Raw genomic sequence first — 12,790 nt, forward strand, 5'->3', positions numbered from 1 at the left:
CCGGTTGAAGTGAATAGAAAGACAAGAAATGAGCGAGTTCATGACTGAACAGCGTCACCAGGATGATCCGGCCAAGCGAGCAAGACTGCGCTGGCGCGCGCGCCGCGGGTTGCTGGAGAACGATCTGATCCTGACGCGCTATCTGGATGCCAACGAGGCACAGATGAGCGACGACGAGGTCGATGCTTTCTCGCGCCTGATGGACCTGACCGACAACGACCTGATGGACCTGCTGTTGGCCCGCAAGGAGCCGGAAGCGGCGGTTGATCTGCCCCAGGTGCATGCGTTGCTGAAGAAACTGCGTACTGCCTGACTGTTGCACGAATATTGCGCCTGGCCACAAGCCAGACCGATTTTGCTCGATCGCGGCCTGTTCCAACTCGCCACCCGGCGCATCCGAACCATGATGCCGCCCGGCTTGCGGTCGCGGCTTTTGATTAACGGTTTCACCATCCCAGCAAAAGGAAAAGCTATGTCCAATACCGATATCAAAGCTACCCTGTCGTTCTCCGACGGGTCTCCGTCCGTAGATTTTCCTATCTACAAGGGCAGCATCGGTCCTGATGTGATCGATATCCGCAAGCTGTACGGCGCCACCGGCAAGTTCACCTACGACCCCGGCTTCATGTCGACCGCTTCCTGCAACTCCTCCATCACCTATATCGATGGCGACAAGGGCGAGCTGCTGTACCGTGGCTATCCGATCGAACAGCTGGCGGTGAACTGTGATTTCCTGGAATCCTGCTACCTGCTGCTGCACGGCGAGCTGCCCACTGCCGACCAGAAGGCCGAGTTCGTCACCACCGTGACCCAGCACACCATGGTCCACGAGCAGATGAACTTCTTCTTCCGTGGCTTCCGTCGCGATGCCCATCCGATGGCCGTGCTGACCGGCTCGGTAGGCGCGCTGTCGGCCTTCTACCACGACTCGCTGGACATCTCCAATCCGAATCACCGCGAAGTGTCGGCCATCCGCATGATCGCCAAGCTGCCGACCCTGGTGGCCATGGCCTACAAGTACAGCATCGGCCAGCCGTTCGTCTATCCGCGCAACGACCTGTCGTACACCGCCAACTTCATGCGCATGATGTTCGCCAACCCGTGCGAAGAGTACAAGGTCAATGAAGTGCTGGTGCGCGCGCTGGACCGCATCCTGATCCTGCACGCCGACCACGAACAGAACGCCTCGACCTCGACCGTGCGCCTGGCCGGCTCCTCCGGCGCCAACCCGTTCGCATGTATCGCCGCCGGTATCGCCTGCCTGTGGGGTCCTGCCCACGGTGGTGCCAACGAAGCCGCACTGAACATGCTGGAGCAGATCGGCTCGGTCGAAAACATCCCCGAGTTCATCAAGCAGGTGAAGGACAAGAACTCCGGCGTGAAGCTGATGGGCTTCGGTCACCGCGTCTACAAGAACTACGACCCGCGTGCCAAGCTGATGCGCGAAACCTGCTACGAAGTGCTGAACGAACTGGGCCTGCACGACGACCCGCTGTTCAAGCTGGCCATGGAGCTGGAAAAGATCGCGCTGGAAGACGACTACTTCGTCTCCCGCAAGCTCTATCCGAACGTCGACTTCTACTCGGGCATCGTGCAGCGCGCCCTGGGCATCCCGACCTCGATGTTCACCTGCATCTTCGCCATGGCCCGTACCATCGGCTGGATCGCCCAGTGGAACGAAATGATCTCGGATCCGGAACAGAAGATCGGCCGTCCGCGTCAGCTGTTCGTCGGTTCGCCGCGTCGCGACGTGCCGCCGATGGACAAGCGCTGATCGGTCTGCACCTTGCCTGCCGTTGTCGACCCGTTGCCGGGTCGACAACAGGCCTTGCGCAAGGGTGATCAATCCCGTCCCCCGGGAGTTGTTGAGGGGAGGGGGAAAGCCCGCGCGACAAGGCTTTGCAGGCAGGCGTTGGTTGCTGGAAACGCCCGTTGCTTCTGGTTTTAAATAAAAAAGCGAATCCCTAAGGATTCGCTTTTTTATTTGATATTAGGAGATATAATTCCGATGCGCTGACTGGATGACGTACAGAAGTTCAGGTAGACAAAGTCCTTCCCCACAACTTGATGCAATCCGCTAACCGGTCAGGCCGTGTCGCGGAAGGTGTAGAAACCCGCTAATCTCGCGAAGCGCGAAGAAAGGTGAGCAAATGACAAAGCTCTACGAGCAATACAACATCAACTCCTACCTGTTCGGTGGGAATGCTCCGTACATCGAAGAACTGTACGAAGCCTACCTGAACAATCCCGGCTCGGTCCCCGATAACTGGCGTGCTTACTTCGACGCCGTGCAACACGTCCCGGCTACCGACGGCTCCACCCGTCCCGATGTGGCCCACGCTCCGGTGATCGCTTCCTTCGCCGAACGTGCCAAGCAAGGCCCGATCCGCACCGTCATCGCTTCCGCCGACTCCGACATGGGCCGCAAGCGCGTCGCTGTTACCCAGCTCATCGCGGGCTACCGTGACCTCGGCTCCCGTTTCGCCAACTTGGACCCGCTGCAGCGCCAGGAACGCCCCAATATCCCTGAACTCGATCCCGCCTTCTACGGCTTCACCGATGCCGACATGGACATCGTGTTCAACATCAACAACACCTATTTCGGCCCGGAAACCACGTCCCTGCGTGACCTGCTGCAGATGCTGCGCGACACCTACACGCGCTCCATCGGTGCCGAGTTCACCTACATCTCGGACATGGCCGAAGTGCGCTGGCTGGAAGAGCGCCTTGAGCCGACCCGTGCCGTGCCCAGCTTCTCTTCCGACAAGAAGAAGCACATCCTGGAACGCCTGACCGCCGCCGAAGGCCTGGAGCGTTACCTTCACACCAAGTACGTCGGCCAGAAGCGCTTCTCGCTGGAAGGCGGCGAATCCTTCATCGCCTCCCTGGATGAAACCATCCAGCGCGCCGGCGAAAAGGGTGTGCAGGAAATCGTGATCGGCATGGCCCACCGCGGCCGTCTGAACGTGTTGGTCAACATCCTGGGCAAGACCCCGCAGGAACTGTTCTCCGAATTCGAAGGCCGTCACGCCGACGACCTGCCGGCCGGTGACGTCAAGTACCACCAGGGCTTCTCCTCGGACGTGTCCACCCCGGGCGGCCCGGTCCACCTGTCGCTGGCCTTCAACCCGTCCCACCTGGAAATCGTCAACCCGGTGGTCGAAGGTTCGGTCAAGGCCCGTATGGATCGCCGCGGCGACAAGGATGGTTCGCAAGTGCTGCCGATCCTGGTGCACGGCGACGCCGCCTTCGCCGGCCAAGGCGTGGTGATGGAAACCCTGAACCTGGCCCAGACCCGTGGCTACGGCACCGGTGGTACCGTCCACATCGTCATCAACAACCAGATCGGCTTCACCACCTCCGACCCGCGCGACTCCCGTTCGACGCTGTATTGCTCGGACGTGGTCAAGATGATCGAAGCCCCGGTGCTGCACGTCAACGGCGATGATCCGGAAGCCGTCGTGTTCGCCACCCAGATCGCTGTCGACTACCGCATGAAGTTCAAGAAGGACATCGTGGTCGACATCATCTGCTTCCGCAAGCTGGGCCACAACGAGCAGGACACGCCTGCTCTGACCCAGCCGCTGATGTACAAGAAGATCGCCCAGCACCCCGGTACCCGCAAGCTGTACGCCGACAAGCTGGTGACCCAGCAGACCATCCCCGCCGATGGCGGCGAAGAGCTGGTCAAGGCCTATCGCGCCGCGATGGATGCCGGCAAGCACGCCATCGACCCGGTGCTGACCAACTTCAAGAGCAAGTACGCCGTCGACTGGCTGCCGTTCCTGAACCGCAAGTGGACCGACGCTGCCGAGACCGCCGTGCCGATGGCCGAGTTGAAGCGCCTGGCTGCCAAGATCACCACCGTGCCGGAAGGCTTCAAGGTCCACTCGCTGGTCGAGAAGGTCCTGAACGACCGCGCCACCATGGGCCGTGGCGAGATGAACCTGGACTGGGGCATGGGTGAACACCTGGCCTACGCCAGCCTGGTCTCCTCCGGCTATGCCGTGCGTCTGACCGGTCAGGATGCCGGCCGTGGCACCTTCACCCACCGCCACTCGGTGCTGCACGACCAGAACCGCGAGCGTTGGGATGCCGGTACCTATATCCCGCTGCAGAACGTGGCCGAGAACCAGTCCACCTTCACCGTGATCGACTCGGTGCTGTCCGAAGAGGCGGTGCTGGCCTTCGAATACGGCTACTCGACTGCTGAACCGAACACCCTGACCATCTGGGAAGCCCAGTTCGGCGACTTCGCCAACGGTGCCCAGGTCGTCATGGACCAGTTCATCAGCTCCGGCGAAGTGAAGTGGGGCCGCGCCTCGGGTCTGGTGCAGATGCTGCCCCACGGCTACGAAGGCCAGGGTCCGGAACACTCCTCGGCACGTATCGAGCGTTACCTCCAGCTGTGCGCCGACAACAACATGCAGGTCGTGCAGCCCACCACCGCTGCGCAGATCTTCCACCTGCTGCGTCGCCAGATGATCCGCCTGTTCCGCAAGCCGCTGATCATCATGACCCCGAAGTCGCTGCTGCGTAACAAGGATGCCGGTTCGCCCCTGTCTGACCTGGCCAAGGGTTCGTTCCAGACCGTGATCCCGGAAGTCGATGAAACCATCGACGCCAAGAAGGTCAAGCGCATCGTCGCCTGCTCGGGCAAGGTGTACTACGACCTGGTCAACGCCCGCAAGGAACGCGGCCAGACCGATACCGCCATCATCCGCGTCGAACAGCTGTATCCGTTCCCGCACAAGGCGTTCGCGGCTGCCCTCAAGCAGTTCCCGAACTTCAACGAACTGGTATGGGCGCAGGACGAGCCGCAGAACCAGGGCTCGTGGCTGCAGATCCAGCACAACATCTTCGAGAATCTCTCCGAAGGTCAGAAGCTGGCCTATGCAGGCCGCCCGGCCAGCGCTTCGCCGGCCGTCGGTTACTACGACAAGCACTACGCACAGCAAAAGGCGCTGATCGAGACCGCCTTCGCCAAGCTCAAGGGCTTTGTCCTGACCAAGTAAGCATTGTTGCGAACGGGGCGTACTGCGAGGGCAGTACGTCCCTGTTTCCATCACAACGAATCACCCGAAAATCGGAGAACCCTAATGGCTCAAATCGAAGTAAAAGTCCCGCAATTGTCTGAATCCGTCGCAGAAGCGACCCTGCTGCAATGGCACAAGAAGGTCGGCGAACCCGTCGCCCGTGACGAAAACCTGATCGACATCGAGACCGACAAGGTCGTCCTGGAACTGCCCTCGCCGGATGCCGGCGTCATCACCCAGATCATCAAGGCTGACGGCGCCACCGTCGTGGCCGGCGAAGTGATCGCCATCCTCGATACCGACGCCTCCGCCCAAGTGGCCCCGACCGAAGTCAAGGCCGCTCCCGCTCCGCAATCGACCAACGAACCGACTCCGGTGGCTGCTCCCGAGCTGGCTTCCAAGGGCGATGTCGCCATGCCCGCCGCCGCCAAGCTGTTGGCCGACAACAACCTGTCGACCGCGCAAGTCACCGGCACCGGCAAGGATGGCCGCGTGACCAAGGGCGACGTCCTGGGCGCGCTGTCGGCACCTGCCGCGGCTCCCGCTGCTGCCGCCAAGCCGGCCCTGGCGGCTGTTTCCGCACCGGTCAAGGCCGGTCTGGAAAGCCGTCCGGAACAACGCGTGCCGATGAGCCGCCTGCGTGCCCGCGTGGCAGAGCGTCTGGTGCAGTCGCAATCGACCAACGCCATCCTGACCACCTTCAACGAAATCAACATGCAGCCGGTCATCGACCTGCGCAACAAGTACAAGGACAAGTTCGAGAAGGAACACGGCGTCAAGCTGGGCTTCATGTCCTTCTTCGTCAAGGCGGTCGTGCACGCCCTGAAGAAGTACCCGATCGTCAACGCCTCGGTCGACGGTAACGACATCGTCTACCACGGCTACTTCGACATCGGCGTGGCCGTCGGTTCGCCGCGCGGCCTGGTGGTGCCCATCCTGCGTGATGCGGACCAGATGTCCATCGCCGACATCGAAAAGAAGATCGGTGAATTCGGCCAGAAGGCCAAGGACGGCAAGCTGTCCATCGAAGAACTGTCGGGCGGTACCTTCACCGTCTCCAACGGCGGTACCTTCGGTTCCATGCTGTCGACCCCGATCATCAACCCGCCGCAATCGGCGATCCTGGGCATCCACGCCACCAAGGAACGCGCAGTGGTCGAAAACGGCCAGGTCGTGGTGCGTCCGATCAACTTCTTCGCGCTGTCCTATGACCACCGCATCATCGATGGCCGCGAAGCCGTCCTGTCGCTGGTGGCCATCAAGGAAGCGCTGGAAGATCCCGCCCGCCTGCTGCTGGACCTGTAATGACCGCTGGAGGGGCTATTGCGCAACCCGATCTCGCTGCTGCGATGCTCGCCGTACGACAGTACGGCTGCGCTTCTCGCAGCGATCGCGGGCTGCTCGCCACGCCCCTCCGACGGCCCACAGAGTCAACTAGGCGCTGAAAAGCTCAAAGCGTTCAGCGCTTTTTTGTATCCGCGGATAGCTTGTCCGCGACAAACAGAATTGGAAATGACATGAGCAAGAATTTTGACGTCGTCGTCATCGGTGGCGGCCCCGGCGGCTACATCGCCGCCATCCGCGCAGCCCAGCTGGGCTTCAATACCGCCTGCATCGACGAATGGAAGAACGAGAAGGGCGGCCCCGCACCGGGCGGTACCTGCACCAACGTTGGTTGCATCCCCTCCAAGGCGCTGCTGCAATCCTCCGAGCACTACGAGCATGCCAACCACGGCTTCGCCGAGCATGGCATCGAAGTCAAGGGCCTGGGCCTGAACCTGGACAAGATGCTGGGTCGCAAGAACACCGTAGTCAAGCAGAACAACGACGGCATCCTGTACCTGTTCAAGAAGAACAAGGTGTCCTTCTTCCACGGCCGCGGCTCCTTCGTCAAGGGTGACGCCAACGGCTACGAGATCAAGGTGGCCGGCGCTGCCGAAGAAACCATCATCGCCAAGCATGTCATCGTCGCGACCGGCTCCAACGCCCGCGCACTGCCGGGCGCCGAGTTCGACGAAAAGCTGATCCTCTCCAACACCGGCGCACTGGCCATCTCCGAAGTGCCCAAGAAGCTGGGCGTGATCGGTGCCGGCGTGATCGGCCTGGAAATGGGTTCGGTCTGGCGTCGCCTGGGCGCGGAAGTGACCGTGCTGGAAGCCCTGCCGACCTTCCTGGGTGCGGTGGACGAACAGATCGCCAAGGAAGCCCAGAAGCTGCTGACCAAGCAGGGCCTGGCGGTGAACCTGGGTGTGAAGATCGGTACCATCAAGACCAGCAAGAACAGCGTCTCGGTGGAATACACCGATGCCAAGGGTGAAGCGCACAAGGGCGAGTTCGACAAGCTGATCGTCTCCATCGGCCGTACCCCCAACACCATCGGCCTGAACGCCGAAGGCGTGGGCCTGAAGCTGGATGAGCGCGGCTTCATCGCCGTGGACGGCGACTGCAAGACCAACCTGCCCAACGTGTGGGCGGTGGGTGACGTGGTGCGCGGCCCGATGCTGGCCCACAAGGCCGAGGAAGAGGGCGTTGCCGTGGCCGAGCGTATCGCCGGCCAGCATGGTCACGTCAACTTCAACACCATTCCCTGGGTCATCTACACCTCGCCGGAAATCGCTTGGGTCGGCAAGACCGAGCAGCAACTGAAGGCCGACGGCGTGCAGTACAAGGCCGGTACCTTCCCGTTCCTGGCCAACGGTCGCGCCCGCGCGCTGGGCGATACCTCGGGTATGGTCAAGTTCCTGGCCGATGCCAAGACCGACGAAATCCTGGGCGTGCACATCGTTGGTCCGATGGCGTCCGAGCTGATTTCCGAAGCCGTGGTGGCCATGGAGTTCCGTGCTTCCTCCGAAGACATCGCCCGTATCTGCCACGCTCACCCGTCGCTGTCCGAAGCGACCAAGGAAGCGGCCCTGGCCGTCGACAAGCGCGCATTGAACTTCTGATGCGCGATCAATGCGACAATACGCGTCGCCTGCACCTGCCACGCTTGTGTTGCCCGCGTATCGAGCATTGAGATGCCAACCCAATGGGCGAGCCTGGCTCGCCCATTGTCGTTTTACAAGACTACACCATGGATGTCCGTCAATTCTACGAACAGTCGCTGTCCCAGCGCGGTTATCAACCCGACGAGGCGCAGTTGCGCGCCATTGAGCGCCTGCAGCGCGCCTACGAGGAGTGGATCGCCTACAAGGCCCAGCGTGCCTCGGCCTTCAAGCGCCTGATCAGCCGCCCGGCGGTGCCGCGTGGCGTCTACATGTGGGGCGGGGTGGGGCGCGGCAAATCCTTCCTGATGGACAGCTTCTATTCGGTGGTGCCGGTGGTGCGCAAGACGCGCCTGCACTTCCACGAATTCATGCGCGATGTGCATCGCCAGCTGGACGAATTGAAGGGCATCGCCGATCCGCTGGACGAGGTCGCCAAGCGCATCGCCAAGAAATACCGCCTGATCTGCTTCGACGAATTCCATGTCTCCGACATCGCCGATGCGATGATCCTCTACAACCTGTTGAAGGGCTTGTTCGATCATGGCGTCTCCTTCGTCATGACCTCCAACTACGAGCCTGGTACGCTCTATCCGGATGGGCTGCACCGCGACCGCATGCTGCCCACCATCGCGCTGCTGAAGGAAAAGCTGGATGTCATGAACATCGATGCCGGTATCGACTATCGCAAGCGCGTGCTGGAGCAGGTCAAGGTTTATCACACGCCCTTGAACGCCAAGACCGATGAAGAGTTGCGTAGCGCCTTCGCGGCAGTGGCGGAGGCGGCCGATGAAGATCCGCGCGTGCATATCGAGGCGCGCGAGATCCGCGCCCTGCGTCGCGCCGGCACTGCCATCTGGTTCGATTTCGCCACCCTGTGTGGTGGCCCGCGTTCGCAGAACGATTACCTGGAGCTGGCCGGCCGCTTCCAGACCGTGATCCTGTCGGGTATCCCGCAGATGTCGGCGGCCATGTCCTCCGAGGCACGCCGCTTCACCTGGCTTATCGACGTCTTCTATGACCACAAGGTCAAGCTGATCATGTCGGCCGCCGTGGAGCCGGACGAGCTTTACACGGTGGGGACCTTGTCCAACGAGTTCCACCGTACCGTTTCACGTATCATTGAGATGCAATCGAAGGAATACTTGGACTCGGACCGGCGCTCAATTGCCGACAGCCTCTCCTGAACAACTACCTGATGGACAAGAACCACATGCAAGGTCTTTTCGCCGATGCCAAGCGCGTCACCTCTTCCCTGTGCGGCCTGATGCTGGCCCTGGCCAGTGCTGCCTGCGTGGCGCAGGCACAGGGGACGACTGCCGCCCGCCCGGCAACGGCTCCCTCGTCGGTGCCGTCAGCAGCGCCTGTCACGCCCGTAGTACCTGCAGCCGCAGTACCCATGGATCGCGAGCGTTTCGATGCGCTGGAAGCCCGTGCGCCGATCACCACGCGTTTCCCGGCCGGTAGCATCAAGTCCGACGAACAGGCGCAAAAAGCGCTGGACGAAGCCGCCGAAGACCGGCAGGCGGCGGAGTTGCGCTACATCCTGGACCAACGCGCCTGCTACCCCAAGTTCCTGGTGGCCGATTGCCTGGAAGCGGCCCGCGACCGCAAGCGCCTGGCGGACAAGCGCACCAAGCAGGTGGAATACGAAGCCAAGGTCTTCCAGCGCCAGGCCACGGTGGATGGCCGTGACCGTTCGCTGGCCGATCAACGTGCCAAGGACGAGCAGGATGTCGCCCGCCGTCAGCAGGAGCAGAAGGACAAGGAAGCCAGTTCGGCGCGCAAGGTGCAGGAAAGCAACACCAAGAATCGCGAAGTCCAGCAGCGTATCGACCAGAACAAGGATGTGCCGGCCGATTTCCGCGTGCGCCAGCATGAAGCCGAGGTGCGTCGTCAGCAAGCCGACGAGGCAGCCCGCGCACCGGAGCGCGCAGCCAATGCCGCGCAGCGCCAGCGGCGCATCCAGGAAGCAGAAGAGCATCGTCTGGAAGTGGAGCGCAAGAAGGCCGAGAACGAGCGCGAACGTGCCGAGCGCAAGAAGAACCAGCAGCAGGATTCGTCGACCACTGCCCCGGCTGCTCAGTAACTGGCCATGAAGGTCGGCCGACCTGCCACTTGCGCGCGTCGATTGGCGTGCGCGAGCTGGTGCATTACACTAGCAAGCACATCCGCAACCAGCCAGCCATCATGACCAGTACGCATCGCGAAGACATCCAGCGCCGCATCATCGAACTTGAAGTCGAGCACCGTGATCTCGACAGCGTGATCGATATGCTCATCCGCGATGCCCGTTCCGAGGATCTGCAATTGCGCCGCCTCAAGAAGCGCAAGTTGCAATTGAAGGATCACATCGCCCTGCTGAAGATGCAGCTGGTTCCCGACATTCCCGCCTGAGCGCCTGTTGCCGGTGCCACCACCGTGGTGCGCGCCGGCCGCGGGGCTCTGCCTCGAATTGCCGCTAGTGCGGCGCTAGCGCTTTCTCACCAGTTCGAAGTGGCCAGCCGAGTCCGCGTAGAATAGCGGCTTCTTCCATTGACGTGCTGAAGCCGCAGGTAGCTGATCAAGCCCGCCTTCCTCGTTTTTTCTACAGGTTTGCCGCAGTGACTGCCCCAGAAACTCCCACCGATATCGTCGATAGCAGCGCCACCATGGTTCCCGCCGGTGACCGGGATGCGTCGCCTGGCGTGCATGATGCCGAAATCGATCGCCTTTTCGGTGCTGGCGGGCCGCTGGGCGGTGCCGTGGGCAGCTACCGGCCACGCCATGCCCAGACCGAGATGGCCAAGGCCATTGCCACGGCCATTTCCGAGCAGGGAACGCTGATCGCCGAGGCCGGCACCGGGACCGGCAAGACCTTCGCTTACCTGGTCCCCGCCTTGTTGTGGGGCGGCAAGACCATCGTCTCCACCGGTACCAAGACCTTGCAGGACCAGCTTTTCAACCGCGACATTCCTACCGTGCGCAAGGCGCTGCATGCGCCGGTGTCGGTAGCGCTGTTGAAGGGGCGCAGCAATTACGTGTGCCATTTCCACCTGGAGCGCACGCTGCAGAACGGCCGCCTGACCGCGCGCGAGGATGTCGGTTATCTGCGCGAGATATCACGCTTCGTCAAATCCACCTCGTCCGGTGACAAGGCCGAACTGACCAAGGTCCCTGAAACCGCTTCGGTGTGGAATCTGGTGACCTCGACCCGCGATACCTGCTTTGGCGCCGAATGCCAGTATTACCAGGATTGCTTTGTGATGAAGGCGCGCAAGGAAGCGCAGCAGGCCGACGTGGTGGTGGTGAACCATCACCTGTTCTTCGCCGATGTGGCGCTGAAGGACACCGGTATCGCCGAGTTGCTGCCCTCGGCCAATACCGTCATCTTCGACGAGGCGCACCAGTTGCCGGATACGGCCACCTTGTTCTTCGGCGAGACCATTTCCACCTCGCAGATGCTGGAGCTGTGCCGCGACGTGCTGGCCGAAGGCCTGAGCCATGCCCGCGATGGCGCCGATTGGGCGCGCCTGGTCGCACCGGTGGAGCGCGCCGCGCGCGACCTGCGCCTGGCTTTCCCGGAAGATTCGATCCGCCTGGCCCTGAACCAGATTGCCCCGTCCAGCGCCTTCTTCCCGGCCCTCGACACGCTCAAGGATTGCATGGACGACATGATCGCCGTGCTCGACAAGCAGGCCGAGCGTGCCGAGACCATTGAACAATGCCGTGATCGCGCCAATGAACTGCTGCGCCAGCTGGAAAACTGGGGCACACCCGACGAAATTGCCAAGGCGCAGGCCGAAGCGGCTGCCAAGGCATCGGCTGCCGCCAAGTCCGACGGCGAGCCTGGCGAGGCCGGCACCGAGCCGGTCCAGAAGCCCTTCTATGTACTGTGGATCGAGGCCTTCCAGTCGTCGCTGCAGTTGCATCGCACGCCGCTGTCGATTGCACCCATCTTCAACAAGCAGCGCGAAGGAACCCCGCGCTCATGGATCTTCACTTCTGCCACATTGGCGGTGAAGAAGGATTTCAATCACTACGCGGCCCAGATGGGCCTGTGGAATGCGCCTGCCCAATCCTGGCCCAGTCCCTTCAACTATGGCGAGCAGGGTCTTCTGTATGTGCCGCAGAACCTGCCGCAGCCCAATTCCTACGAATACACCGACGCCGTCATCGATGCCGCGCTGCCGACCATCGAAGCTGCGGGTGGGCGCTGTTTCTTCCTGTGTACCACGTTGCGTGCCGTCAACCGTGCCGCCGAGCGCCTGCGGGCGGAGTTCGAGGCACGCGGGCATGCGTTTCCCCTGTTTGTGCAGGGCGAGGCCGGTCGTACCGAACTGCTGGACCGCTTCCGTGCCGCCGGCAATGGCGTGCTGATCGGCAGCCAGAGTTTCTGGGAAGGCGTGGACGTGCGTGGCGACGCGCTATCGCTGGTGATCATCGACAAATTGCCGTTCTCGCCGCCGGACGATCCGGTCCTGGCAGCACGAATCAGCGAGATGGAAAAGCAGGGCTTGAACGGCTTCGTGCATCATCAGTTGCCGGCGGCGATCATCAATCTCAAGCAAGGTGCCGGGCGCCTGATCCGCGACGAGGGTGATCGCGGGGTGCTGATGATCTGCGATCCGCGCCTGATCACCAAGAACTACGGCCGTCGCATCTGGCAGAGCCTGCCGCCGTTCAAGCGCACCCGCGAGCTGGACATGGTGCAGGCCTTCTTCCGCGAGCAGGATGCCCGCCGGGCGGCCGCTGCAGCGGGCGAGGGCGGTACCTCGGAAGCCGGCTGAG

Annotated in this window: 9 protein-coding genes; all 9 read left to right on the top strand. The window is 62.2% G+C overall.

What is annotated here, in order from left to right; translation table 11 throughout:
• Nucleotides 1-28: 28 nt before the first annotated feature.
• The 9 genes from I5R65_RS14520 to I5R65_RS14560 all read left to right on the top strand — a co-directional run bounded on the left by I5R65_RS14520 (nucleotide 29) and on the right by I5R65_RS14560 (nucleotide 12,789).
• Entirely contained in the window at nucleotides 29-313 is a 285-nt protein-coding gene (locus I5R65_RS14520) for a succinate dehydrogenase assembly factor 2 (RefSeq protein WP_008329929.1), read from the top strand.
• A gap of 159 nt (nucleotides 314-472) precedes the next feature.
• On the top strand, nucleotides 473-1,774 hold the full coding sequence (gltA, locus tag I5R65_RS14525; RefSeq protein WP_180668337.1) for a citrate synthase: 1,302 nt from the start codon (nucleotides 473-475) through the stop codon (nucleotides 1,772-1,774).
• A 376-nt stretch (nucleotides 1,775-2,150) separates the two neighbouring features.
• The gene (locus tag I5R65_RS14530) at nucleotides 2,151-5,015 is read left to right on the top strand and encodes a 2-oxoglutarate dehydrogenase E1 component (protein ID WP_180668338.1); all 2,865 of its coding nucleotides are present in this window, start codon (nucleotides 2,151-2,153) and stop codon (nucleotides 5,013-5,015) included.
• Between the two features lie 84 nt (nucleotides 5,016-5,099).
• Complete coding sequence (odhB, locus tag I5R65_RS14535; RefSeq protein WP_180668339.1) at nucleotides 5,100-6,341, top strand: 2-oxoglutarate dehydrogenase complex dihydrolipoyllysine-residue succinyltransferase; 1,242 nt, start codon at nucleotides 5,100-5,102, stop codon at nucleotides 6,339-6,341.
• A gap of 212 nt (nucleotides 6,342-6,553) precedes the next feature.
• Nucleotides 6,554-7,981: a dihydrolipoyl dehydrogenase gene (gene lpdA, locus I5R65_RS14540; RefSeq protein ID WP_180668340.1), complete on the top strand. Its 1,428-nt coding sequence runs from the start codon at nucleotides 6,554-6,556 to the stop codon at nucleotides 7,979-7,981.
• 128 nt (nucleotides 7,982-8,109) lie between these two features.
• On the top strand, nucleotides 8,110-9,207 hold the full coding sequence (zapE, locus tag I5R65_RS14545) for a cell division protein ZapE (RefSeq protein WP_180668341.1): 1,098 nt from the start codon (nucleotides 8,110-8,112) through the stop codon (nucleotides 9,205-9,207).
• 11 nt (nucleotides 9,208-9,218) lie between these two features.
• Nucleotides 9,219-10,109, top strand: a complete 891-nt coding sequence (locus tag I5R65_RS14550) for a hypothetical protein (RefSeq protein ID WP_180668342.1) — start codon at nucleotides 9,219-9,221, stop codon at nucleotides 10,107-10,109.
• 101 nt (nucleotides 10,110-10,210) lie between these two features.
• Nucleotides 10,211-10,417: a YdcH family protein gene (locus I5R65_RS14555; protein WP_006463294.1), complete on the top strand. Its 207-nt coding sequence runs from the start codon at nucleotides 10,211-10,213 to the stop codon at nucleotides 10,415-10,417.
• A 254-nt stretch (nucleotides 10,418-10,671) separates the two neighbouring features.
• Entirely contained in the window at nucleotides 10,672-12,789 is a 2,118-nt protein-coding gene (locus tag I5R65_RS14560) for an ATP-dependent DNA helicase (protein WP_180668392.1), read from the top strand.
• Nucleotide 12,790: the final 1 nt, after the last annotated feature.

It is taken from the genome of Herbaspirillum sp. AP02, assembly GCF_015767275.1.
Lineage (GTDB): Bacteria > Pseudomonadota > Gammaproteobacteria > Burkholderiales > Burkholderiaceae_D > Herbaspirillum.